20 protein-coding genes, 1 tRNA gene and 1 pseudogene are annotated in these 25,003 nt (G+C 64.7%); 6 read left to right on the top strand and 16 right to left on the bottom strand.

Translation table 11 applies throughout. The features are described from left to right. Positions 1-128 (top strand): annotated as a pseudogene (locus K7G82_RS00005) (IS5/IS1182 family transposase); the annotation flags it as partial. On the opposite strand, the gene K7G82_RS00010 reads toward K7G82_RS00005, so the two are convergent. The 4 genes from K7G82_RS00010 to moaA form a co-directional block, all read right to left on the bottom strand. Continuing rightward, the gene (locus tag K7G82_RS00010; RefSeq protein ID WP_222987779.1) at positions 118-426 is read right to left on the bottom strand and encodes a hypothetical protein; all 309 of its coding nucleotides are present in this window, start codon (positions 424-426) and stop codon (positions 118-120) included. The pseudogene K7G82_RS00005 and the gene K7G82_RS00010 overlap by 11 nt on opposite strands. A 714-nt stretch (positions 427-1,140) precedes the next feature. After that, positions 1,141-1,215, bottom strand: a tRNA-Asn gene (locus K7G82_RS00015). A 144-nt stretch (positions 1,216-1,359) separates the two neighbouring features. Then, positions 1,360-2,151 carry an NAD kinase gene (locus tag K7G82_RS00020; protein WP_222987780.1) on the bottom strand — a complete coding sequence of 264 codons (792 nt, stop codon included), beginning with the start codon at positions 2,149-2,151 and terminating at the stop codon, positions 1,360-1,362. Then, on the bottom strand, positions 2,148-3,161 hold the full coding sequence (gene moaA, locus K7G82_RS00025) for a GTP 3',8-cyclase MoaA (protein ID WP_222987781.1): 1,014 nt from the start codon (positions 3,159-3,161) through the stop codon (positions 2,148-2,150). Before moaA ends, K7G82_RS00020 begins: the two co-directional genes overlap by 4 nt. A gap of 109 nt (positions 3,162-3,270) precedes the next feature. Here moaA and K7G82_RS00030 point away from each other — a divergent pair, with 109 nt between their 5' ends. Then, complete coding sequence (locus K7G82_RS00030) at positions 3,271-5,313, top strand: putative bifunctional diguanylate cyclase/phosphodiesterase (protein ID WP_343228489.1); 2,043 nt, start codon at positions 3,271-3,273, stop codon at positions 5,311-5,313. Here the strand turns inward: K7G82_RS00030 and K7G82_RS00035 are convergent, their stop codons facing one another. The 3 genes from K7G82_RS00035 to K7G82_RS00045 are packed head-to-tail and all read right to left on the bottom strand — an operon-like array spanning position 5,314 to position 9,705. Continuing rightward, positions 5,314-5,871: a GAF domain-containing protein gene (locus K7G82_RS00035; protein ID WP_222987782.1), complete on the bottom strand. Its 558-nt coding sequence runs from the start codon at positions 5,869-5,871 to the stop codon at positions 5,314-5,316. Positions 5,872-5,931: 60 nt separating this feature from the next. Next, positions 5,932-9,405: a transcription-repair coupling factor gene (gene mfd, locus K7G82_RS00040; protein ID WP_343228490.1), complete on the bottom strand. Its 3,474-nt coding sequence runs from the start codon at positions 9,403-9,405 to the stop codon at positions 5,932-5,934. Between the two features lie 33 nt (positions 9,406-9,438). Then, on the bottom strand, positions 9,439-9,705 hold the full coding sequence (locus tag K7G82_RS00045) for an FAD assembly factor SdhE (RefSeq protein ID WP_222987783.1): 267 nt from the start codon (positions 9,703-9,705) through the stop codon (positions 9,439-9,441). A gap of 88 nt (positions 9,706-9,793) precedes the next feature. Here K7G82_RS00045 and recG point away from each other — a divergent pair, with 88 nt between their 5' ends. Continuing rightward, the gene (gene recG, locus K7G82_RS00050) at positions 9,794-11,854 is read left to right on the top strand and encodes an ATP-dependent DNA helicase RecG (protein WP_222987784.1); all 2,061 of its coding nucleotides are present in this window, start codon (positions 9,794-9,796) and stop codon (positions 11,852-11,854) included. A gap of 85 nt (positions 11,855-11,939) precedes the next feature. Here recG and K7G82_RS00055 read toward each other — a convergent pair whose 3' ends face one another. Together K7G82_RS00055 and tyrS are read right to left on the bottom strand one after the other, a co-directional pair. Next, entirely contained in the window at positions 11,940-12,293 is a 354-nt protein-coding gene (locus K7G82_RS00055) for a hypothetical protein (protein WP_222987785.1), read from the bottom strand. 101 nt (positions 12,294-12,394) lie between these two features. Then, positions 12,395-13,627 (bottom strand): tyrosine--tRNA ligase, encoded by a 1,233-nt coding sequence (gene tyrS / locus K7G82_RS00060; protein ID WP_222987786.1) that lies wholly within the window; start codon positions 13,625-13,627, stop codon positions 12,395-12,397. An 80-nt stretch (positions 13,628-13,707) separates the two neighbouring features. Here tyrS and K7G82_RS00065 point away from each other — a divergent pair, with 80 nt between their 5' ends. Further along, complete coding sequence (locus K7G82_RS00065) at positions 13,708-14,229, top strand: DOMON-like domain-containing protein (RefSeq protein WP_222987787.1); 522 nt, start codon at positions 13,708-13,710, stop codon at positions 14,227-14,229. Positions 14,230-14,232: 3 nt separating this feature from the next. Then, on the top strand, positions 14,233-15,432 hold the full coding sequence (locus tag K7G82_RS00070) for an exo-beta-N-acetylmuramidase NamZ family protein (RefSeq protein ID WP_222987788.1): 1,200 nt from the start codon (positions 14,233-14,235) through the stop codon (positions 15,430-15,432). Between the two features lie 56 nt (positions 15,433-15,488). Here the strand turns inward: K7G82_RS00070 and K7G82_RS00075 are convergent, their stop codons facing one another. Together K7G82_RS00075 and K7G82_RS00080 are read right to left on the bottom strand one after the other, a co-directional pair. Beyond that, positions 15,489-15,821, bottom strand: a complete 333-nt coding sequence (locus K7G82_RS00075) for a hypothetical protein (RefSeq protein ID WP_222987789.1) — start codon at positions 15,819-15,821, stop codon at positions 15,489-15,491. A 116-nt stretch (positions 15,822-15,937) separates the two neighbouring features. Continuing rightward, a complete protein-coding gene (locus tag K7G82_RS00080; protein ID WP_222987790.1) occupies positions 15,938-17,116 on the bottom strand; it encodes a vWA domain-containing protein in 1,179 nt (392 codons plus the stop codon). A 110-nt stretch (positions 17,117-17,226) separates the two neighbouring features. On the opposite strand from K7G82_RS00080, the gene K7G82_RS00085 reads away from it, so the two are divergent. Continuing rightward, positions 17,227-18,639 (top strand): methyl-accepting chemotaxis protein, encoded by a 1,413-nt coding sequence (locus tag K7G82_RS00085; RefSeq protein WP_222987791.1) that lies wholly within the window; start codon positions 17,227-17,229, stop codon positions 18,637-18,639. 118 nt (positions 18,640-18,757) lie between these two features. Here the strand turns inward: K7G82_RS00085 and K7G82_RS00090 are convergent, their stop codons facing one another. The 5 genes from K7G82_RS00090 to K7G82_RS00110 all read right to left on the bottom strand — a co-directional run bounded on the left by K7G82_RS00090 (position 18,758) and on the right by K7G82_RS00110 (position 24,976). Beyond that, entirely contained in the window at positions 18,758-19,603 is an 846-nt protein-coding gene (locus K7G82_RS00090) for an AAA family ATPase (protein WP_222987792.1), read from the bottom strand. An 80-nt stretch (positions 19,604-19,683) separates the two neighbouring features. Beyond that, a complete protein-coding gene (locus tag K7G82_RS00095; protein WP_222987793.1) occupies positions 19,684-20,355 on the bottom strand; it encodes a DUF6975 family protein in 672 nt (223 codons plus the stop codon). 305 nt (positions 20,356-20,660) lie between these two features. Further along, positions 20,661-22,694: an RNA polymerase sigma factor RpoD gene (gene rpoD, locus K7G82_RS00100; RefSeq protein ID WP_222987794.1), complete on the bottom strand. Its 2,034-nt coding sequence runs from the start codon at positions 22,692-22,694 to the stop codon at positions 20,661-20,663. Between the two features lie 18 nt (positions 22,695-22,712). Then, positions 22,713-24,587 carry a DNA primase gene (gene dnaG, locus K7G82_RS00105; RefSeq protein ID WP_222987795.1) on the bottom strand — a complete coding sequence of 625 codons (1,875 nt, stop codon included), beginning with the start codon at positions 24,585-24,587 and terminating at the stop codon, positions 22,713-22,715. After that, positions 24,584-24,976: an endonuclease domain-containing protein gene (locus K7G82_RS00110; RefSeq protein ID WP_343228491.1), complete on the bottom strand. Its 393-nt coding sequence runs from the start codon at positions 24,974-24,976 to the stop codon at positions 24,584-24,586. Before K7G82_RS00110 ends, dnaG begins: the two co-directional genes overlap by 4 nt. Positions 24,977-25,003: the final 27 nt, after the last annotated feature.

The raw sequence follows: 25,003 nt of genomic DNA on the forward strand, positions 1-25,003 counted from the left end.
TCTTCTCCAAGCTGAAGCACTTCCGCCGGGTCGCAACCCGCTACGATAAGCTCGCCGCGAACTTCCTCGCCATGGTCCAACTCGCCTCAATGAGGCTGTGGCTACGGGCTTATGAGTCTACGGCCTAGCATCGCTTAGGGTCGACCACGGAAACCCATATTCGACAAAGCGGCCAATCTCTTCAGATCGCTCGGGGTCGTGCTGCCGCTGGATCCCAAGATCTTCAGTCCTCGGCGCGGCATCTTTGGCCATGCGCCTGGCAATGCCCGACAGGCTGCGTAATTCGCGGGCAGGCAATGAAAATAGGTAGAAGTGCTGAGCTGGTTTGGCCCGATGTTCTTCAGGATCGAAGTCGATCTTCTCCCAGCCCGGCAACCACTGGTTGACGGTAAGAGCCGGAACTTGCCGATGCTTGTCGGCGGTCACGCCAAATCTCCCCTGCCTGGTGTGCCCAGAATCCGATCACACGCCCCATCTCAGATGTGTTCTATCGCCGTCAGGTTTACAAGCATTGAAATCCCCTCAGATTCCGATGCTCGTCGAGGCCAGTTCGTCACGGCTGCTTCTGGATCAAGGGCAATCGCTGATAGATAACTGGTATTGAGGCGCATCGCAGCCATTCACCTGTCAGACGCTCTCCAGCGCCATCCCTCGCCAGCGAGGGCGTTGTCGATCCAGGGCGTGACCGTAGCGGCCGGACCGGAGCAGTACCAATCGAGATAATCCCCGTCTTCCCTGACCCAGGTAACCAGATCGCCGGCGGTCCGAAGTGAATAGGAAACGATGGAATCCTCTGGCCCGTACCAATCGACATTGGCAAGCGCCGACCATAGGTCGATCGCCGCAGCGCCGTCCTCTGGACTCGGGCGCCGAGCACCCGATCGACCATCAATTCGAAAAGCTTGCGTCCCGATTTCGGCGAGCGCTGGGAACTCCCGACAAATCTGCGCGATCAGTGAACGGCGGAGAGCCCTCCAATTGGCTGATGAAAGTTCGCGAGCATCATACGGGACGCGAACTTTCCTTTGCCGAGCGCCGAAACGGCTAACTTATTGATTCTACTAGATTGTACCCGTCGCACCCCGGGCGGTTCTAGCGTAGTTCAGCGTAGCCTAGCGCACAAACGGCGGCGAAAGACGGTGGCTCCCCGGGCCTGATTCGAACAGGCGGCCGTCCGATTAACAGTCGGATGCTCTACCGCTGAGCTACCGGGGAACACTGATCGGAGGCGGGCCTATAGCAGCGAGATTCGCCGGTTGGCAAGCGCCGGATCACGATATCTTCAAATAATAGGCAATTGTCTGAATTTATTGGAATTTCTGTACGGATTTGTCGGCGGTCGCGAATCGTGCTGCAGCGTCAGATCGCGAACTGTTCCATCGCGATGCGATCGTCCAGCGCATGTTCCGGGTCGAACATCAGGCTGAGCGTGGCGGAACGGTCGATCGCGACCTCCACCTTGGCGACGTCGCGAATCTCGCGCTGGTCGGCGACCGCGCTGACGGGGCGCTTGGCGGGGTCGAGCACGGTGAAACCGAAGCGCGATTTTTCCGGCAGAATGGCCCCGCGCCAGCGACGCGGACGAAACGGGCTGATCGGTGTGAGCGCGAGGAGTGTCGAGCCCAGCGGCAGGATCGGGCCCTGCGCCGAATAATTATAGGCGGTGGAGCCGGCGGGCGTGGCAACGAGCACGCCGTCGCAAACCAGTTCGGGAATCACCGGCTTGCCGTTCACCGCGACTTCGATCTTGGCGGTCTGGCGGGTTTCGCGCAGCAGCGAGACTTCGTTGATCGCCGGCAGCGACACGGTCTTCCCGTCGATCGTGGTGGCGTCCATGCGCAGCGGGGTCACGCTGAACATCTTCGTCCGCGCCAGCCGCATTTCCAGATGATCCGGCCGCCATTCGTTCATCAGGAAGCCGACGGTGCCCAGGTTCATGCCGAAAACCGGCACGATCCGCCGTCGTTCCAGCATCTGGTGGAGCGTCTGGAGCATGAAGCCGTCGCCACCCAGCACGACAAGCATGTCGGCGCGCTCCGGCTCCACCCACTGGTAGATTTCGCGCAATTCCCTGGCGGCCTTTTGCGCGGCTTCGGTGGGGGACACGATCAGGCCGCGCGTCTTTTCGGCCCAGGACTCCGATTGGGTCATCCGCCGGTGACGCTCATATGACGTTCCACCGCAGGCGACTGGCCGCGCGTATCGATCCGGAAATCATGGCGCGCTGGCTTCAGGCGCAGCGCGGTATCGATCGCGGCGTCGAGCGCGTCGATTCCGCCCTCGTTCAACGCCTGTTTCAGGTCGACGCGGTCGTCATGGCCCAGGCACATATAGAGCTTGCCGGAGGCCGTCAGACGGACGCGATTGCAGCCGTCGCAGAAATTGCGCGTCAGCGGGGAAATCAGCCCCAGACGGACGCCCAGTTCCTCGACCAGGCTGTAGCGCGCAGGGCCTCCCGTGCTGAAATCGATCGGTTTCAACGTGAAGCGTTCCGAGAGCCGCGCCCGAACCTCGGTCAGCGGCAGGAAGCGATCGGTGCGATCCTCCTCGACCTGGCCGAGCGGCATGGTTTCGATCAGCGTCAGGCCGAAGCCCTGATCGCCGCACCAGCGCAGCATCGGCTCGATCTCGTCCTCGTTGAGGCCTTTGAGTGCGACCATGTTGATCTTGATCGCGAGGCCCGCCGCCTTTGCGGCGGCGACGCCGCGAAGGACGCGATCGAGATTGCCCCAGCGCGTGATGTGGCGGAAGCGATCGGCGTTCAGGCTGTCGATGCTGACATTGATGCGCCGAACGCCCGCATCGAACAGCGTGTCCGCCATTTCGTCGAGCCGGTTGCCGTTGGTCGTCAGCGTCAGTTCGTCGAGCCCTGTGCCGATATGGCCGCCGATATGGCGCGCGACGCGATCGAGGCCGCGCCGGACAAGCGGCTCTCCGCCCGTCAGCCGGATCTTGCGGACGCCCCGCGCAATGAAGCGATCGGCGATCGTCTCCATCTCCTCCAGGCTCAGGATCTTTGCGCGCGGCATGAAGGTCATCGCCTCGGACATGCAATAGCGGCAGCGCATGTCGCAGCGGTCTGTGACGGAGAGGCGCAGATAGGTGATCCGCCGGCCAAGGCCATCGGTGAGCGCGTTCAGTGGTGAACCGGCCGTCGTCATGTCCCACAACTAGGCGTTGCACCCTGTTCCGGCAAGACAAAGGCGATTGCGCTGGCCATGGGCCTTGCTAGGGTCCGCCGCTGATCATTTTTGCGGCGAGGGGGGCCGCGTGACCATAGCCGTATCGGATCTGCCGCAACCGCCTCAGCCCGCGCCTCTGTTCCTGCTGTCGTTCCGGCATCGCGATGCGCTGGCGACATCCGCGGAAAAGGCGGGCTGGCGGGCGATCGCGGCGCGTCGGCCCGAAGGTGTGGAGCGCCGCTTCATCGCAAGCGGCGCGGTGGTGGCGGTGGTGGACACGCGCGGTTCTCCGGCGGAGGGGCTGGCGGCGACGCGCGCGCTCGCCGATCCGGTCGAAGCCAATGCGGGCGCCTTGCTCGTCATCGTCGGGCGCAACGATATCGGCGCGCTGGATGCGTTGTTCGCGGCGGGCGCGACCCATTATCTCGCCAGTCCGTTCGGGGAGGCCGAGTTCGCGCAGGCACTGCGCTTCGCGGAACGGCACAGCGATCGCCTGTCGGGCGGCTGGCACGCCCGGAATCGCGCGCTTGCTGAAAGCGACGGAGGCCTGGGGTGGCGGTACGCGCCGGGCATGGGCGTGACGCTGGGCGAACCATTGCGGGCGCGAATCGGATTGCCGACATCCAGGGCCGACGGGCTCATGTCGCTCTATCACCTGCTCGATATGGAGGGACGCGCCGCCGCGCGAACCGCGCTGAGCCGGCTGCGGCAGGCGGGAACCCGCACCACGGCGTTCGCGCATCGGCTGCCTTCGGGCGAGCATGTCGCGCATCACCTCCACATCGATCCGGCCGGCGGCGTGATCGGCAGTATCGAGCCGCTCGAGATGGCGGAAGAACCCGAAACACGAGGGCGGCGCGATGCGCTGACCGGGCTGCGCGACGGCATCGCCGCGCGGCGCTGGCTGGAAACGCGGCTCAAGGCGGGAACGCCGGTGACGCTGATGCTGTTGTCGGTCAGTCGTTTCGACATGATCAACGCGGCCTTCGGACGGGAGACCGGTGACGGACTCATGCGATCGGCGGCGCGGCAGATCGAGCGCTTCGCGATGGGGGCAGGGGGGCGAACGGCGATGGTCGCGCGCGTCGCCGGCGCCGAATTCGCGATCGGGCTGGAAGAGGGCGAACCGGCCGAGCGTGCACGGCTGCTCGCCGACGAGATCGCGCGCGCGCTGACGCGGCCGTTCGTTTCGGGCGAACATATGGTGCCGCTCGGATGCCGCATCGGCATGGCGACCGCGCAGGATACGGGCGACGACGTGACCGGGCTGATGCGCCGTGCGAGCGCCGCGCTTGCGGAGGCGAAGACGGGCGAAAGCGGAACGGTGCGCACCATCGGTGGTGCGGAGGCGGTGGCGGTCGCGCTCGGCAGCCGGCTGGAGGTGGATCTGCGGCGTGCGCTCGATCAGCGCGAGATCGAGATCATGTTCCAGCCGCAGATCTCCGTCACCACGGGCCGGATCGACGGCGTCGAGGCGCTGGCGCGCTGGCGTCATCCCGAACTGGGCGAGCTCGGCGCGTCGACGCTGTTCGCGGCTGCCGAGCGATCGGATTATCTGCTGCCGCTTTCGGAGCATATTCAGCGCCGCGCCGTCGCGCTGGCCGCGGCCTGGCCCGAACGGCTTTCGACATTGCGTCTGTCGGTCAACGTCACCGCCGCCGACATCGCGGTCGCCGACTTCGCCGATCGTTTCCTGGCGATGATCGATGAGAGCGGCTTTCCGCGCGGGCGCCTGACCGTGGAGATCACCGAAAGCGGACTGATCGAGGATCTGGGGCAGGCGGCGGCGCTGCTCGCGGCGCTGCGCGCCGGCGGCTGCCGCGTCGCGATCGACGATTTCGGCACCGGCTATTCGAGCCTAGCGTATCTGAAGGCCTTGCCGCTCGACTATCTCAAGATCGACAAGAAGCTGGCGGAGGATATCGAAGGATCGAGCCGCGACCGGGTGGTGGTGCGCGGCGTGATCGAGATGGCGCGCTCGCTCGGTCTCAGCGTGGTCGCGGAGGGCGTGGAGACCGCGAGCCAACTCGCGCTGCTCGCGCGCGAAGGCTGCAATTATTATCAGGGTTTCCTGTGTTCCGGTCCGGTGGACAGCGCGCGGCTGGCCGAGCTCGTCGATCAGTTCGGCTGATCAGCCATTGATGGCGGGGGCGGCGCCCCAGGGCGTGCGCCGGCCAGCGCAATAATTGGTCGCATGATCGATATTGTCGAGATTGTAGAGCACCGCGCCCATCGACCGCGCGAGCGATTCGAAGAGCGCCACGGTCTCGTCGTCGATCCGGCCCGTTCGTTTCCAGTAGAGGCCGATCGACGCGATCGGTTCGCCGATGCCGACCGGGAACATCGCCATGCTGCGCACGAAGGTCGGCAGATAGAGATGCTGGGGAACACGCAGGTCGAGCGTGATGTTCGAGATCAGGATCGCCTCATGCGTCAGCATCGCCAGGCCGGACACGCATTGTTCGATCGGAAAGTCCTGGCCCGTCCAGAGCGGACTGACCGCATCCTCCGCGATATAATGGACGCGCGCGCCGATGCGGCGGACGATGGTGATGCCGTCGGCGGCGGCGATCGCACGCGCCGACGCGCGCACGATATCGACGACCTCCGCGATCGTATCCGCTTTTTTGAGCGCATCGATCGTCGCAAGCAATTTCGTCCAGCGTTCGGCTGAAACCGGTCCGTCCACTTTATTTCGCCCCCGCGAACATGCTGTCGGGCGAAGGTTAAAAAACCGTACAACCCCGAGTCAAGCAGCCGCTTTGGCCAAACCCTTGGAGAGCTGAAGCGCGCCGTTGAGCCGGGCCTTGGGATCGTTCCAGGCGCGCGTGATCACCAGCTTGCTGTCTGGGCGCAGCTTCGCGGTGCCCTGCAGCCGTTCGACATAGGCAAGCAGCGCGGGCACGTTCGGGAAGCTGTCGTTGTGGAAGGTCACCAGCGCGCCGCGCGGCCCGACATCGATCTTGGCGATGCAGGCACGCTTGGCGTTCAGCTTGATTTCGATCACGCGCAGCAGATTCTCGGTCGCGTCGGGCAGCTTGCCGAAACGGTCGATCAGTTCGGCCGCGAAGGATTCGACGCCCTGGCTGTCGTCGAGTTCGTTGAGGCGGCGATACAGGCCCATGCGCAGATCGAGATCGGGGACATATTCCTCCGGGATCAGGATTGGCGCGTCGACATTGATCTGCGGGGAGAAGGCTTCGCGCGGTGCTTCCAGGCCGGCGCCGCCGGCCCTTGCCTCCAGGATCGCGTCCTCCAGCATCGACTGGTAGAGTTCGAAACCGACTTCCTTGATATGGCCCGACTGTTCGTCGCCCAGCAGGTTGCCGGCGCCGCGAATGTCGAGATCATGGCTGGCGAGCTGGAAACCGGCGCCCAGGCTGTCGAGATCGGAAAGCACCTTCAGCCGCTTCTCCGCGCTTTCGGTCATCAGCCGCTCGGCGGTCGTCGTCATATAGGCATAGGCGCGGATCTTCGACCGGCCGACGCGGCCGCGCAACTGATAGAGCTGGGCCAGGCCGAAGCGATCGGCGCGGTTGATGATCAGCGTGTTGGCGCTGGGAATGTCCAGCCCGCTTTCGACGATGGTGGTGGAAACGAGCACGTCGTAGCGCCGGTCGTAAAAGGCGGACATGCGTTCCTCGACCATGCCCGGCGCCATCTGGCCGTGCGCGACGATATAGCTGATCTCCGGCACCTCATCGCGCAGGAACGCCTCGATATCGGGCAGGTCGGCGATGCGCGGCGTGACGAAGAAGCTCTGCCCGCCGCGATAATGTTCGCGCAGCAGCGCTTCGCGCAACACCACCGGATCCCAGGGCATGACATAGGTGCGCACTGCCAGCCGGTCGACCGGCGGGGTCTGGATCACGGACAATTCGCGCAGGCCCGACATCGCCATCTGCAGGGTACGCGGGATCGGCGTCGCGGTGAGCGTCAGCACATGGACGTCGCTCTTGAGCGCCTTCAGCCGTTCCTTGTGCGTCACGCCGAAGCGCTGTTCCTCGTCGACGATCACCAGGCCCAGCCGCTTGAACTCGATGCCCTTGGCGAGCAGCGCATGGGTGCCGACGACGATGTCGATCGTGCCGTCGGCAAGCCCTTCCTTGACCGCCTTCGCCTCGGCGGCAGGCACCAGCCGGGAAAGTCTCCCGACCTTCAGCGGAAAACCCTGGAAACGTTCGGTGAAGTTCATCGCATGCTGGCGCGCGAGCAAGGTGGTCGGGCAGACGATCGCCACCTGCTGGCCCGCCATCGCCGCCACGAAGGCGGCGCGCAGCGCGACTTCTGTCTTGCCGAAGCCGACATCGCCGACCACCAGCCGGTCCATCGGCGTGCCGGCGGCAAGATCGCCGAAGACGTCGCCGATCGCGCGATCCTGATCGTCGGTCTCCTGATAGGGGAAACGATCGACAAAGGCGGCATAGCTGCCGGCTTCGGCCTCGAACACGGGAGCGGGGCGCAGCGCGCGCTTGGCCGCGGTCGCGAGCAGTTCACCCGCGATCTCGCGGATGCGCTCCTTCATCCGCGCCTTGCGCCGCTGCCAGGCTTCGCCGCCGAGCTTGTCGAGCGTCGCATTCTCGCTGTCCGCACCATAGCGCGAGAGCACGTCGATATTCTCGACCGGCACGTAGAGCTTGTCGCCGCCGGCATATTCGAGCGCGACGCAATCATGCGGGCTCTGGCCGACCGGAATCTGCGTCAGCCCCTCATAGCGGCCGATACCGTGATCGACATGGACGACAAGGTCGCCGGGACTGAGCGTCGCGAGTTCGTTGAGGAAGGCGTCCGCGCTCTTGCGCCGTTTCTGCCGCCGCACGAGTCGATCGCCGAGCATGTCCTGCTCGGTCAGTACCGCGACGTCGGGCGCGGTGAAGCCATGGTCGAGCGGCAGGACCACCAGCGCGACACCCGACGCGGCGACTCCGAGCGCCTCCTGCCAGTTCGCGGCCGGAGCGGCGGCCTTCAGCCCGTGATCGCCGAGCAGTCCGCCCAGTCGTTCGCGCGCGCCTTCGGAATAACTGGCAAGCACCAGCTTGCGACCCGCCTTGCGCAGCGCGGCGGCATGCGCGGCGACCGCTTCGTAGACATTGGCGTTCTGCGCGCGTTCGGGCGCGAAATCGCGCGGGCCGTCGACGCCGAAATCGATGACGCTGGCGCTTTCGGGTTCATGGAAGGGTGTCGCGAGGTGGATCGGCGCGCGCGCGATCTGTTCGGACCATTCCGCCGCATCGAGATAGAGCGCGGTCGGGGCGATCGGGCGGTAGCTGCCGGGATCGTTCGACTGGGCACGTTCGCGATTGGCGTGATAATCGGCTATCGCCTCGAAACGCTGTTCTGCGGCCGCCACCGTGCCGGCATCGCGGACGACAACGGCATCCTTGCCGATATGATCGAACAGGCTGGCGAGCTTTTCCTCCAGCAACGGCAGCCAATGCTCCATGCCGGCCAGACGCCGTCCCTCGGAGACCGCCTGATACAGCGGATCGCCCGTCGCGGTGGCGCCGAAGATCTCGCGATAACGGCTGCGGAAACGCTTGACGCTATCCGGATCGAGCAGCGCCTCGGAGGCCGGCAGCAGGGTGAAGCCGTCGACGCGGCCGGTGGTGCGCTGGTCCGCGGGATCGAAGCGGCGGACGCTTTCGATCTCGTCGCCGAAAAAGTCGAGGCGCAGCGCCTGTTCCTCGCCGGAGGGGAACAGGTCGACGAGCCCGCCGCGCACCGCATATTCGCCGGCATCGGCGACGGTATCGGTGCGGACATAGCCATTGGCCTGGAGAAGTGCCGCCAGATCGTCGCGGTCGATGCGCTCGCCCGGCGCCAGCGTGGCGACGAGCTGGCGAATGCGGAACGGCGTCAGCGTGCGCTGCGTGACCGCGTTGACGGTGGTGACCAGGATCTGCGGCCGCGTAAGGCCGCGCTGGAGCGCATGCAGCGTCGCCAGCCGTTCGGATGTCGCGCGCAGCGAAGGAGAGGCGCGGTCATAGGGCAGGCAGTCCCACGCGGGAAAGCCGAGCGTCTCGAGTTCGGGTGCGAAATAGTTCGCGGCATCGACGATCGCGCGCATCGCGATATCGTCGGAGGCGACGAACACCAGCCGCCGGCCGCCCTGCGCGAACGCGGCGCGCGCCAGGTCCGCGACCATCCAGGGCAGGAATCCGGCGGGCGCGCCGGCCAGCGTGAGCGGCGAACGCGCCGAAAGAATGGCGTTGAAATCAGCCACGATGCGCTGTGTCCGTCCCCGGTTGCCGGATCGTCATCGCGCGACCGGAATATAGGTCAGCGTCTGCATCTCGGCCATCATCGGGCCTTGATAGCGTTCCGGAACGGCCAGCGTTCCGATCGCCCAGGCCATGATCTCGACATCCTCTTCGTCGATCAGCGTTTCGAACCAGGCGATCTGTTCGTCGCTCCAGCCGGCCGAATAGGTATCGAAAAAGCCGCCGATCAGCAGATCGGCTTCCTTGGTGCCGCGATGCCATGCGCGGAAGGAAAGGCGTTTCAGGCGGGTTTCGCGGTCCATGAATGTTCCGAACTGGATGGGCAGACAGGAATTGGCCGGCGGGCGACTGGATACGCCTGCCGGCTGAGCTATAAGCGGGTCACTAACGATGCGACCCGATATTCTCAATCCGCTGTTCGCCGAAATCACGGCGCTGAAAGGTGTCGGGCCGCAGCTCGCCCGCCCGCTGGAGCGCCTCGGCCTGGCGCGTGCGATCGACGTCGCCTTTCACCTGCCCAGCGGCTGGATCGATCGCCGGCCGATCGAAGCGCTGGAAGAGGGGCTGGAAGGGCAGATCGTCACGATCCTTCTGACGCCGACCGATTATCGCCAAGGCGGGCCCCGCGGGCCGTTCCGCGTGCAGGCGGTCGATCGGCATGGCGATGTGGTGAGCCTGGTCTATTTCGGCGGCAATCCGGGCTGGGCGAAGAAGCTGCTGCCGCTGGGCGAGCCGCGCATCATTTCCGGCAAGCTCGAAAGCTATGGCCAGCAACTCCAGATCGTCCATCCCGATCATGTGCTGCCGCCTGAAGAAGCCGGAACCCTGCCCGAACGCGAGCCGGTCTACCCGCTCTCCGAAGGGCTGACGGGCAAGCGGCTCGCGCAACTGGCCGAACAGGCGCTGGCGCGCGCGCCCGATCTTCCCGAATGGATCGAGCCCAGCGTGCTCGAAAAGCGCGGCTGGCCGGGCTGGCGGGAGGCGCTGGTGCGGCTCCATGCCGATCCGTCCGACGCGAAGGCGCGCGAACGGCTGGCTTATGACGAGATCTTCGCCAACCAGCTCGCGCTGATGCTGGTCCGCGCATCGGCGCGTCGGCGACGGGGCAGGGCCTTGCAGGGTGATGGCCGGCTGCGCGCGATGCTGAACCTGCCTTATGCGCCGACCGGCGCGCAGCGGCGGACGGTGGCGGAGATCGAGGGCGACATGGCGCAGGAGCGGCCGATGCTGCGGCTGCTGCAGGGCGATGTGGGATCGGGCAAGACGCTGGTCGCGCTGATGGCGTTGCTCACCGCCGTGGAGGCGGGTGCGCAGGGCGCGCTGCTGGCGCCCACCGAGATCCTGGCGCGCCAGCATTATGAGACGATTTCGAAGGAATTGTCGGGCCTGCCGGTGACGGTGGCGGTGCTTACCGGCCGCGACAAGGGCCGCGCGCGCGAATCGACGCTGATGGGGCTGGCTGATGGATCGATCGACATATTGATCGGCACCCATGCGATCTTCCAGGATGCGGTCACCTACAAGGCGCTTGGCCTGGCGGTGATCGACGAGCAGCACCGGTTCGGCGTGGCGCAGCGTTTGCTGCTGGCGCAAAAGGCGGAACGGCCGCCACACCTGCTCGTCATGACCGCGACGCCGATCCCGCGCACGCTGACGCTGATGCAATATGGCGAGATGGACATCAGCCGGCTCGACGAGATGCCGCCCGGACGGCAGCCGATCGATACGCGCGTGATGTCCGATCAGCGCCTGCCGGAGATCGTCGACGGGGTGGCGCGGCATCTGTCGGGCGGCGGGCAGGCCTATTGGGTGTGCCCATTGGTCGAGGAAAGCGAGAACAGCGATCTTGCCGCCGCCGAGGCGCGGGCAGAGGCATTGCAGGCCCGGTTCGGCGATCGTGTCGGCTTGGTCCATGGCCGGATGAAGGGGCCTGAAAAGGACGCGGTGATGGAGCGCTTCCAGCGCGCCGAAGCCCAGCTCCTCGTCGCGACCACGGTGATCGAGGTCGGCGTGAACGTCCCCAATGCGACGCTGATGATCGTCGAAGGCGCGGACCGGTTCGGACTGGCGCAGCTTCACCAGCTTCGCGGCCGGGTGGGGCGGGGCACCGGCCATTCGGTGTGCCTGTTGCTGCGCGGCAACGGGCTCAGCGAGACGGCGCGTGCGCGGCTTGCGCTGATGCGTGAGACCAATGACGGTTTCCGCATCGCCGAAGAGGATCTGCGGCTGCGCGGCGCCGGCGAGATATTGGGAACCCGCCAGTCGGGCGAAGCGCGCTTCCGGCTCGCGACGCCCGAACATATCCAGTCGCTGCTGCCGATGGCGACCGATGATGCGCGGCTGCTGGTCGATCGCGACGGCGGGCTGGAGGCACCGCGCGGGCAGGCGGCGCGCACCGCGCTCTATCTGTTCGATCGCGATGCGGGGGTGGGGTTGTTGCGATCAGGCTGATTTCTGACGGAGTGTCCCCGGCACTGTCCGGCGTAGTTCGTCGCATTGCATGGGCTCCAGCTTTCGCTGGAGCGACAGGGGGGGCTTAGGCTGCCCCGGCAAGCCTCTGTTCCGCCGCGATCGCTGCGAGGAGGTTGAAATAGACGGTGGGATCGAGCGCTTCCAGGAACTCGGCTCCGATATTCTGCTCCATCGACCAGATCTTGCGGCCGACAAGCTGGCCGAGTTCGGGCAGCTCGATCGAGATCAGGCTGCCGTCGACCGGCGAAAGATCGGTGCGCGCCATGAAGCCGAAGCGGGAGACGTTGAGCAGATAGGCGGGGGCGGGATCGCCGAAGGGGGGCGAGCAGGGACGGATGCGGGTCGCGATGAAGATCTCATCGCGTTGCGCGCGCCGCTGATCGACCTGAAAAACATGCTGGGCCAGATGTGCGGCCACGATTCTGTCTCCCCCCGGATTGATGACGGATTGCACCCTCCGGGGCTGAAGACTGGTGTAGCTATCGGGTTAACGCGGCGCTTACCCTGATAGCATATTGTTCAGGAAACGCCTGTCAGAACGCCGTGCGCCTTCTTGCCGGCGGAGATTTTCACCGGTGAATCGCCGACCGAAACGATCATCGCATCGTCGATCACCTTCTCGCCGTCGACGCGCGCGCCGCCGCCCTTGATCAGCCGGCGGGCCTCGCCCTTGGATGCAACCAGGCCCAGGCCGACCAGCGCGTCGACGATGGCGATCCCGTCCTCCAGCACCGCGAGCGTCGGCAGGTCGGCGCCCGCCGATCCCTCAACAAAGGTGCGGTGCGCGGTTTCAGCGGCCGCTTCCGCCGCCTCGCGGCCATGGAGCAGCGCGGTCGCCTCGTCGGCCAGCCGCTTCTTGGCGTCGTTGATCGCGGCGCCTTCCGCCTTTTCCAGTTCGGCGATCTCGTCGAGCGGCAGATCGGTGAACAGGCGCATGAAGCGGCCGACATCGCCGTCATGCGTGTTCCGCCAGAATTGCCAGTAATCATAGGGCGATAGCTGGTCTGCATTGAGCCAGATCGCGCCGGAGACGGTCTTGCCCATCTTGCCGCCATCGGCGGTGGTGATCAGCGGCGTGGTCAGGCCGAACACCTCGACACCATCCATCCGGCGCGTCAGATCGATGCCGTTGACGATATTGCCCCACTGATCCGATCCGCCCATCTGCAGGCGGCAACCCCGTTTCAGCGAGAGCTCGCGGAAATCATAGCCCTGCAGGATCATGTAGTTGAACTCGAGGAAGCTCAGCGACTGTTCGCGATCGAGGCGCAGCTTGACGCTGTCGAAGCTGAGCATGCGGTTGACCGAGAAATGCTGGCCCACTTCGCGCAGGAAGGGAATGTACTCCAGCTTGTCCAGCCAATCGGCATTGTCGACCATGATCGCGTCGGTCGGGCCGTCGCCGAAATGCAGGAAGCGTTCGAAGACGCGCTTGATGCCCGCGATATTGTGCGCGATCGCGTCTTCGCCCAGCAGGCGGCGCGCCTCGTCCTTGAAGCTGGGATCGCCGATCTTGCTGGTGCCGCCGCCCATCAGGACGATCGGCTTGTGCCCAGCCTGCTGAAGCCGGCGGAGCATCATGATCTGCACCAGGCTGCCGACATGAAGCGACGGCGCGGTTGCGTCGAAGCCGATATAGCCGGGCACGATCTCCTTGACGGCAAGCGCATCGAGCGCCGCCGCGTCGGTGATCTGGTGGATATAGCCGCGCTCGGCGAGCAGGCGAAGAAGATCGGAGCTGTATTCGGTCATGACGCGCTGCGCCTAGCATGTGTGCATGCATGTCATCTACTGTCATGTCGGTTTTCGCTGGAATGACGGAGTTGATGGCGGTGCAGTGTTCCCTGATATCCCACGCCGATACGCCTGCCGGTGCGGACATCTCGCTCTCGGTCGTGGCGGTCCGCGACGGTGACCGCCTGACGCTGCGCTATCTCGTCACCGGCGAAACCGGGAGGCTGCGATATCCCGAAACCGCTTTTGCGGCGCGCGCCGACGGGCTCTGGCAAGCGACCTGTTTCGAAGCGTTTGTGCGCACGCATGATCATGCCGGCTATCACGAGTTCAATTTCTCACCGTCGCTGCAATGGGCTTGCTATTTCTTCGATGATTATCGCAGCGGCATGCGCGAGGCGCCGATCGTACCGAGCGTCACGATCGACGATGGGGAGGGGCGATATGAACTGCAGGCCGTGCTCGACCTGCCGGGTGACGAAGCCTGGACGCTCGGCATCAGCGCCGTCATCGAGGAGATGGACGGCCGCAAATCCTATTGGGCGCTGGCCCATCCGCTGGGGAAACCCGATTTCCATCATTCCGATTGCTTTGTCCTGAAACTCCCGGCAGCAGTCTGATCCATGAAATTCGGTATCGATCGCCTCCTTTCCGAGCCCGAGCTGCGCAAGCCGCTTGAGGGCAAGCGCGTCGCCTTGCTGGCCCATCCGGCCTCGGTGACGGCGGACCTCGCCCATTCGCTCGACGCGCTGGTCGCGGCCGGGCTCAACGTCACCGCGGCTTTCGGGCCGCAGCACGGGCTGCGCGGCGACAAGCAGGATAATATGATGGAGTCCCCGGACTTCACCGATCCCGTCCATGGCGTGCCGGTGTTCAGCCTGTATGGCGAAGTCCGCCGCCCGACCGGGCAGGCGATGGGCACGTTCGATGTGCTGCTGGTCGATCTCCAGGATCTCGGTTGCCGCATCTACACCTTCATCACGACCCTGCTCTACGTGATCGAGGCCTCTGCGGCGCACGGCAAGGAAATCTGGGTGCTCGATCGCCCCAATCCCGCCGGCCGGCCCGTCGAAGGGCTCACCTTGCGTCCGGGCTGGGAAAGCTTCGTGGGCGCCGGGCCGATGCCGATGCGCCATGGGTTGACGCTGGGCGAACTGGGCCTGTGGTTCATCGAGCACTTCAAGCTCGACGTCGATTACCGGGTGATCGAGATGGCGGGCTATGCGCCCGACGCGGCGCCCGGCCATGGCTGGCCGCTGGGCGAGCGCATCTGGATCAACCCCAGCCCCAATGCGCCCAATCTCTGGATGGCGCGCGCCTATGCGGGCACGGTGATGCTCGAGGGCACGACCCTGTCGGAGGGACGCGGCACGACACGACCGCTGGAGATTTTCGGCGCGCCGGATATCGACGGACGCGCGGTGATCGCGGAGATGCGGCGGCTGGCGCCCGAATGGCTGGGCGGGTGCATATTGCGCGACTGCACCTTCGAACCGACCTTCCACAAACATGTCCACCGCATGTGCAGCGGCGTGCATATCCACGCCGAGGCGCCGGGCTATGACCATTTCGCCTTCCAGCCCTGGCGGTTGCAGGCGCTGGCGTTCAAGGCGATCCGCCGGCTTCATCCCGATTATGATCTGTGGCGCGATTTCCCGTACGAATATGAATTCGGCAAGCTCGCCATCGACGTGATCAATGGCGGCCCGGCATTGCGCGAATGGGTGGATGATGCGGCGGCTGTGGCCGGCGACCTCGATGCGCTGACGATTCCCGATGAGCAGGCCTGGATCGAGGAACGGCGCGCTTTCCTGCTTTACTGAAGCGCAACCCCGGCGCCCTTGTCAGGACGCCGGGGCCGGGGAGAGATCGGATCGATTCAGCGGCGATGCTGGCGATCGTGCTTCTGGATCTTGATCCGGGCGCTCAGCGCGTCGAAGCGGCGATCGAGATCTGCGCGTTCGCGAGCGGTGAAGACGCCGCCCGAACGGCGATATTGCTGCTCCAGCCGGTTGAGCGAGCGGAATTCGGTGCGCAGCCGCGTCGCTTCGTTCCGGGTCAGCGCGCCGTTGCGCACGCCCTGGTCGATGCGCCGGTCGAGCTGCTGCTGGCGCTGGTTGATATTCTGCCACGGCGCCGCGTTGGCGGCCATCGGCGTGGTGAAGGCGATCGCGGCGGCAAGGCTCGCGAGGATGAGGTTCTTACGCTGCATGTTACTGACTCCCGTCCCTTGATTGGAACGAGACCTGTCTAGGATTGGCTTGTCGCGAGACTGTGCCGATCACCGGCTTTTGTGTCGCAATATGTCGCAGCCGATCCTGGCTCCGTTCAGTGCTTGCGCGTCAGTTCCCGCATCGCGTCGTCCAGCCCGTCCAGCGTCAGCGGATACATGCGATCGTTCATCAGTTCGCGGATCATCTTCACCGACTGCGAATAGCCCCAATGCGCTTCCGGCACGGGATTGAGCCAGACGGCGGCTGGATAGACATGCGCCATGCGGCTCAGCCACACCGCGCCCGATTCCTCGTTGAAATGTTCGACCGATCCGCCGGGATGGCTGATCTCATAGGGGCTCATCGATGCGTCCCCGACAAAGACCAGCTTATAGTCATGGCCATATTTGTGGAGCACGTCCCAGGTGGGCGTCCGTTCGGTGAAGCGGCGGCGATTGTCCTTCCACACGCCTTCATAGGGGCAATTGTGGAAGTAGAAGAATTCGAGATTCTTGAACTCGCTGGTGGCGGCGGAAAAGAGCTCCTCGCACAGCTTGATATGCGGATCCATCGATCCGCCGACATCGAGGAACAGCAGCAGCTTCACCGCATTGTGCCGTTCCGGGCGCATATGGATGTCGAGCCAGCCCTGGCGCGCGGTGCCGTCGATCGTCGCGTCGATATCCAGTTCGTCGGCGGCGCCCTCGCGCGCGAAGCGGCGCAGGCGGCGCAGCGCCACCTTGATGTTGCGCGTGCCCAGTTCCTTGGTCGAATCCAGATTCTTGAATTCGCGCTTGTCCCACACCTTGATCGCGCGGCCATGCTTGCTTTCGCCGCCGATGCGGACGCCCTCGGGATTATAACCCGAATTGCCGTAGGGGCTGGTGCCGCCGGTGCCGATCCACTTGTTGCCGCCCTGGTGCCGGCCCTGCTGCTCTTCCAGCCGCTTCTTCAGCGTCTCCATGATCTCGTCCCAGGAGCCGAGCGACTTGATCTGCTCCATCTCCTCCGGCGTCAGGAATTTCTCGGCGACGGCCTTCAGCCAATCTTCCGGAATATCTGCGGCGCCGGTCTCGAAGCTGCTCTCGATCCCCTTGAAGACCTTGGCGAACACCTGGTCGAACCGGTCGAGAAGTCCTTCGTCCTTCACGAAGGTCGCGCGCGACAGCCAGTAGAATTCCTCCGGGCGCCGCTCGATCACGTCGCGCTTCAGCGCTTCGAGCAGAACGAGATGCTCCTTCATCGAGGCGGGGATGCCGGCCGCGCGGAGCTCGTCGAGAAAGTTGAAGAACATGGCTTTCCTTACCGCTCCCGTACCGCCTGTCCAAGCGGGAAACACGGGTGGTTAAGGGGGCTTCAACCAATGGCCCCTAGGGTCTGCATCGCAATTCCTGAGGGGGCAGCATGACGGGTAATCTCGCGATCTCGACGGAAGGCGGGGCGGACGGCGGCGCGGTGGAGGCGGTGGCGCGCAATTGCGGTCGGGTGGCCGTGGGGTGCAGCGACGCGGCCGGCTATGTCGCGGGGGTTTCCGAACGGATCGCGCGGCAGCTCGACATGCTCTCGATGCTGGAGGATGTCACCGCCGCGCTCGAGGCCGATCAGCGCCGCGTCGCCGATTCGACCGACGAGGCGCGGCTGCTGTCCGAACAGGCGCGCGAGAAGCTGGGCAAGGGCGCCGCGATGATCAGCGGATCGCGCGGCCAGTTCACCGAACTCACCGATCTCGTCTCCCAGCTCGGCGCGCGGATGACGAGTTTCGCGGCGGCGATGGAGCAGGTTCGCCGCGTCAGCACCGTGATCGACACGATCGCGCGCAAGACCAACATGCTGGCGCTCAACGCGACGATCGAGGCGGAACGCGCGGGCGATGCCGGGCGAACCTTCGCGGTGGTCGCGAGCGAGGTGAAGAAGCTGGCGCAGGAAACGCGCGGCGCCACCGAGCAGATCTCACGCACGCTCGCGTCGCTTACCAGTGAGGCGGGCACGGTGATCTCCGAGATCAACGACGGCGTGATGAAGAGCGTGATGGCGCAGCACGGTTTCGCGACCATCGACGATACCGTGCGTGACGTCGCGGAGATCGTCGCCCAGGTCGATACCCAGACCGACGGTATCGCGCGATCGACGGGGATGATCCACGACAGCGTCGCGCGCGTGCGCGACGGCTTGTCGCTGTTCGCGGGCGACGCCCGCGCCAATGCGACGGCGCTTGGCGACACCAGCCTCAGGATGGGATCGATCGAACAGCTCTCCAACGCGATGTTCAACGATCTGATCCAGAGCGGTTTTGCGTCGGAGGATCGCCATTTCGTCGATCTCGCGATTGCGGAGCGCGACAGGATCGCCGCGATCACCCGATCGGCGATCGAATCCGGGCGGCTCGATCCGGGCGTGTTGTTCGATCGGGATTATGTGCCCGTCGCCGGCACCGATCCGCAGCAGTTCACGACCCGGCTCAACGGTTTCGCCGACCTGATCTGGCGGCCCGAACTCGACCGCATCGGCGCGCTGGACCGGCGGATTGTCGCCGCCGCCTGCACCGATATCAACGGCTATCTGCCGACTCACGCCACCGCGTTCAGCCGCGCGCCGACGGGCGATCCGCAGCACGACATGGCCTATTGCCGCAACCGGCTGATCCTGCTCGACGAGATCGATCGCAAGGCCAAGGCCAGCGAGAAGCCGTTCCACATGGCGGTCTATCGGCGCGAGACCGAGGGACAGGAATTCCACGTCGTTCGCAACGTCTATGTGCCGCTGGTCTTCGACGGCCGGCGCTGGGGTGACTTCGAACTGGCCTATATCGTCGATTGAGCGAAGGCCCCCACATAGGGTCATCCCCGCGCAAGCGGGGATCCAGCTATTCCGTGAAGCCTCAGGAAAAAGAAGAAGAAGCTGGATCCCCGCATGCGCGGGGATGACATGGTGTGCGTTACCGCTGCTGCCGCTTTGCCATGAAGGCCAGCCGCTCGAACAGCATCACATCCTGTTCATTCTTGAGCAGTGCGCCATGGAGCGGCGGGATCGCCTTGGTGGGATCGCGTGACTGAAGGATGTCGAGCGGCATGTCCTCGGCGAGCAGCAGCTTCAGCCAGTCGAGCAATTCGGAGGTCGACGGCTTCTTCTTGAGGCCTGGCACTTCGCGGACGTCGTAGAAGATATCCATCGCCTTGCTCACCAGCAGCTTCTGGATGCCCGGGAAATGGACGTCGACGATCGCCTGCATCGTCTCGCGGTCGGGGAATTTGATATAGTGGAAGAAGCAGCGGCGCAGGAACGCGTCGGGCAGTTCCTTCTCGTTGTTTGAGGTGATGACGACGATCGGGCGTTCCACGGCCTTCACCGTCTCGCGCGTTTCGTAGACATGGAATTCCATGCGATCGAGTTCCTGGAGCAGATCGTTCGGGAACTCGATATCCGCCTTGTCGATCTCGTCGATCAGCAGCACGGGCAGGGTGGGGGAGGTGAAGGCCTCCCACAATTTGCCGCGGCGGATATAGTTGCCGATATCGTGCACGCGCGGATCGCCGAGCTGGCCGTCGCGAAGACGCGCGACCGCGTCATATTCGTAAAGGCCCTGCTGCGCCTTGGTGGTCGACTTGATGTTCCATTCGATCAGCGGCGCATTGGCGGCCTTGGCGATCTCCTGCGCGAGCACGGTCTTGCCGGTGCCGGGCTCGCCCTTCACCAGCAGCGGCCGGCGCAGCGTCACCGCCGCGTTCACCGCGACTTTCAGATCGTCGGTCGCGACATAATTCTCGGTTCCGCTGAATCGCATGCTCGTCCTCGCCGCTTCACGTTTACGTCAATGGCGTTAAGGCGCGATTCCGTGCGGCGCAAGGGCCGTGGAAAAGGCGATCAGGCGGAATCGCGGGCGTGCTGCCGCGACTCGAGCACGGTCCACAGGCCGCGATGCTGGGCCAGGATCTGCTGCGCGCCGAAGCCCAATGCGCGGGCAACACCGCTATTCGCGGATGCCGTAGCGGCAACCGATCGGGTCAGGCGTTCATCGGGCAGCCGGGCGGGCTGCGGTTCCACGCCCAGTCGCTGCGCGGCGATATCCAGCACGTGGCGGATCGCTTTCCAGTCCATGACCAGCGCGATCGCCGCGCCCAGCGCGCAGCCGGTGCGTTCGGATTGAGCAAGTGTTTCCAGTGCATGGCGCTGGCCGATCGCCGCAGCTTCGCATTCGGCATGGCCCGGCGTGCTCGGCAGGGGGCCGGCGGCCACGCTGATTCGGGTCAGGAACAGTCGTTCGAGCGTGAATCCCTCGGCGGCGGTCGCCAGCCAGGCCCGTGCGCCGGGGTCGGTTTCGCGCATCGCGGCGAAGTCGATCACGCCGGGATGGCGGCCATGAAGCATGCAGAGATAATAGGCCGCATCGGCCAGATTGCGCGTGGCATGGCGGCCGTAGAGCAGTTCGGCGGAGGCGGGATAGGCGTGGCTGGCAGTTCCGTCGGTCGTCAGTAGCGTGTCCAGCGTTTCCGCCATGTCGACGCCACGAAACGTCAGAGCTGCTTGAGTTGCCATGGTTTTTTCCCGCTCTCTCGCCGCCGGTACGCGGCGGGCTTTTCGAACCTGCGACGGTTCTAGAGCGGTCTCGTAAATAGGGGGTTTATCCCCCGTTAGAACTGTGTTCGGATTTATCGTTTCGATGTCGTCATGATGTCGGTTCAGCCGAAAGGGATGGTGGACTCCAGCCCGCGCGACCTTCGTCATCCCCTTGTCGCAGCGGCCTTTATTCCAGAGTCGTCCCGCTTCTCCGCGCGATGAGCCTCAACGAATCCGCCCCCGAAAACGGGGGCGGAAAAATCGTCGAATTCGCGGTGAAGCGATTATTGGTCGAGGAAGCTGCGCATCTTGCGCGAGCGCGACGGGTGCTTGAGCTTGCGCAGCGCCTTCGCTTCGATCTGCCGGATGCGTTCGCGCGTCACGCTGAACTGCTGGCCGACCTCTTCCAGCGTGTGATCGGTGTTCATGCCGATGCCGAAGCGCATGCGCAGCACGCGTTCCTCGCGCGGCGTGAGGCTGGCGAGGACGCGCGTAACGGTCTCCTTCAGGTTCGCCTGGATCGCGGCGTCCACCGGAATGACGGCGTTCTTGTCCTCGATGAAATCGCCCAGGTGCGAATCCTCCTCGTCGCCGATCGGCGTTTCGAGGCTGATCGGTTCCTTGGCGATCTTCATCACCTTGCGGACCTTTTCGAGCGGCATCGACAGCCGTTCGGCCATCTCCTCGGGCGTGGGCTCACGGCCCTGCTCGTGCAGGAACTGACGGCTGGTCCGCACCAGCTTGTTGATCGTCTCGATCATATGAACCGGAATACGGATCGTGCGCGCCTGATCGGCGATCGAACGCGTGATCGCCTGCCGGATCCACCAGGTGGCGTAGGTCGAGAATTTATAGCCGCGGCGATACTCGAACTTATCCACTGCCTTCATCAGGCCGATATTGCCTTCCTGGATCAGGTCCAGGAACTGCAGGCCGCGATTGGTGTATTTCTTGGCGATCGAGATCACGAGGCGGAGATTGGCCTCCACCATTTCCTTCTTCGCGATCCGCGCTTCGCGTTCGCCCTTCTGCACCATGTTGACGATGCGGCGGAATTCGGAAAGCGACATGCCGGTGGCCTGCGCGATCTCCGAGATCTCGGTGCGGATGCGATCGACCGCATTGGCTTCGTTCTCGACGAACGCGGCCCATTTCTTGTCGATCTTGGCGACGCGTTCCAGCAGGCCTTCGTCGAGCTCATGATCGACATATTCCTCGAGGAACGATTTGCGCGGCACCTTGTGGCGCTCGGCCAGGCGCAGCATCTGGCCGCCAAGCGCGGTCAGGCGGCGATTGTAGCTGTAGAGCTGATCGACGAGATATTCGATCTTCGCGCCATGGAACTGCACGCTCTCGACCTCGGCGGTCAGGTCTTCGCGCAGCTTCTGGTACTTCTTTTCCTCGGCCACGGGGAAATCGTTGCCGACGGCGAGCGACTCGATGCGCGCCGCCTGCAGCTTCGAGAATTTCTTGTACAGCGAGGTGATCGTCGCGAACTTCTCGAGCGCCGCGGGCTTCAGCGTCTCTTCCATCTGGGCGAGGCTGAGGGTGTTGTCTTCCTCTTCGTCGTCCGACGGGCGCTTGGCGCGCCGTTCGGTCATCGAATCTTCGTCATCGTCGCCCGACGTTTCTTCCTCGACCTCTTCCTCTTCCTTGTAGGAGGGGCCGGCGGTCTTCTCGGAAATCTCGCCATCGCCTTCGGCGTCTTCGTCGGTCAGGCTTTCAGGTGCCGGATCCTTGGAGAGCATAGCGTCGAGATCGAGGATCTCGCGGAGCTGCATCGTGCCTTCGTTGAGCGCGTTCGACCAGTCGATGATCGCGTTGAAGGTGATCGGGCTTTCGCAAAGCCCCAGGATCATCGTGTCGCGGCCCGCCTCGATGCGTTTCGCGATCGCGATCTCTCCCTCGCGGCTGAGCAATTCCACCGCGCCCATCTCGCGCAGATACATGCGCACCGGATCGTCGGTGCGATCGACGGTTTCCTTGCGCTTCTCTGCGACATTGCCCGAGGAGCCGTCCGCCGGATCGGCGGCGTCGTCGCTATCGTCCTGATCGGTCTGGTCCTCGGCGTCCTCGCCGGCATCCTCGTTCTCGACGATGTTGACGCCCATCTCGTTGAGCGCGGACATCACGTCCTCGAGCTGGTCGGAGGACATCTGGTCCTGCGGCAGCGCTTCATTGAGCTGGTCATAGGTGATGTAGCCGCGCTTCTTGGCGCGCGCGATCAGCTTCTTGAGCGAGGCTTCGTTGAGGTCGATCAGCGGCGCATCGCCGCTTTCTGTCGTCTCTCCCGAATCCGTACCGTTGGTCTTTGCCATGTAACCGCCTAGTCCCGTCTAACTGTCCGCACCGTCGTCGCCGCTCGCGAAGCTGGCGATCCGTTCGTCCGCTTCGCGCCGAGCGGCCCGCAAACGCGCCTGTTCTTCTACGAGCGCTCCGTCCCATTCCAGTTCGAGCCGCAATGTGACGGCTGCAAGAGCCGCATCGAGCTCTGGAACGGAAGCGAGTGCTTCAATCGCCATAATTATACTGCGGTGTGCTGACTCACGTTCCGCATTGCTGCGCATCGACGAAAAGGCAAGCCTCTTTGTCGAGAGGAGTTGTTTTGACAGCGTGTCGAGCCCAGCATCGGCCAATATGGGGGCGAGACTCGCAGGATCAAGCGCCTGCCGGGAAAAGGCCGCGTCGATCAGCGCGGAGCGCAGCCGTTCCAGATTCGGATCGGCCAGGGGAATCGCCGAAAGCGAATCGGCGCAATATTCGATCGCGGCCGGGTGGGCGAGCAATCCGCCGAAGATCGCGCGCGCCAGATGGATGTTGATGCCTTCGCCGCTGATCCGCCTTGCCGCCTCGGAAAGCGGGCGGGGCGGGGGCATCCATTTTCCGCCGCCACGGCCGCCGCCGCGCGGCGATTGCTGCTGTTGGCGGGGCGGCCGGCTGCGCTCGTAAAGCTCGTCGAAGCGCGCGCGGAATTCCTGGCGATATTGCTCGCGGACATCGCCGTCCTTGATCGTCTGCGCCTGATCGTTGAGTCTTTTCCTGAGCCCGGCACGCGCTTCCGGCGTGTCCAGCGGCAGCGCCGCCAATTCGTGCGACCAGAGCCGATCGACCAGCGACTCGGGTTTTTCGAGCAGCGACTCGACCGCGGCCCGCCCGCCGGCGCGCACCAGATCGTCGGGATCCTGGCCCTGGGGCAGCGTGACGAAGCGCAATGTGCGGCCGGGTTCGAGATGCGGCAGGGCACGGCCGAGCGCGCGGACCGCCGCCTTCTGGCCTGCATTGTCACCGTCGAAGCACAGGATCGGCGCGTCGCTCATGCGCCAGAGCCGCTCGATCTGGTTCTCGGTGAGCGCTGTGCCGAGCGGCGCCACGGCTTCCTCGATGCCGGCCTGGGCAAGCGCGATCACGTCCATATAGCCCTCGACCACGATCACCCGGCCCGATTTGCGCGCGGCGGCGCTCGCGCGATCGAGATTGTAGAGCGTGCGCCCCTTGTCGAAGAGCGGCGTGTCCGGCGAATTGAGATATTTGGGTTCGCCCGAACCCAGGATGCGTCCACCGAACGCGATCACGCGGCCGCGCTGGTCGCGAATCGGGATCATCAGCCGGCCGCGGAACCGGTCATAGGGTTCCTTGCCCGGTTTTTCGTCGGCGGGCGGCTCGATCAGCAGCCCGGCCTCGACCAGCATGGCCTTGTCGATATGTTTCAGCGCGGTTTTGAGCTTGGTGCGCGAATCGGGCGCGAAGCCGAAGCCGAACGTCTTGCGCGTGGCGTCCGAAATGCCGCGCTTGTGGAGATAGGCGCGCGCTTCCGCGCCATCGATTCCGTCGAGCTGCGCGACGAACCAGTCCTGCGCGGCCTGCGTCACGTCGTGCAGGCCGGACGCGCGCTCGGCGCGCTCCTGCGCCTTGGGGTCTGGGGCGGGCACGTCGAGACCCGCCGCCTGCGCCAGTTCCTTCACCGCATCGATAAAGGGCAGGCCGCGCTGATCGGTCATCCAGCGGATCGCATCGCCATGCGCGCCGCAGCCGAAGCAGTGATAGAAGCCCTTTTCGTCGTTGATCGTGAAACTGGGCGTCTTTTCCTGGTGGAAGGGGCAACAGGCCTTCCATTCGCGCCCCGCGCGCTGGATCTTCACGGTCTTGCCGATCAGGCCCGAGAGCAGGGTGCGCGCGCGCAGTTCGTCGAGGAATTGCGGGGAGAGGGTCAAAAACACCCCTCCCGTTTACGGGAGGGGTTGGGGGAGGGCCTGTCGAGCAAAGCCCGCTCGATCTCCGCAATCACACCCTCGATCCTCTCGATCACGTCATTGTTCCAGAAGCGGATTACGCGATACCCTTGATTTTCGAGAAAACGCGTTCTCCGCTCGTCGGCTTCCGTCCGAACATCATGCTGGCCGCCATCCACTTCAACAATGAGCTTTGCACTCCGTGACACGAAATCGCCGATGAAGGGGCCGATCGGGAATTGGCGATTGAAACGCACGCCATTGACCTGACGTGCGTTCAATCGATGCCACAAGGCGCGCTCGGCTGGCGTGGCATTGCTGCGAAGTTCGCGGGAGCGGGCGGTCTGACGCGTGTAGCCCTTGTCCAACATGCCCTCCCCCGACCCCTCCCGCAGGCG

Source organism: Sphingomonas colocasiae (assembly GCF_019880585.1).
Taxonomy (GTDB): domain Bacteria; phylum Pseudomonadota; class Alphaproteobacteria; order Sphingomonadales; family Sphingomonadaceae; genus Sphingobium_A; species Sphingobium_A colocasiae.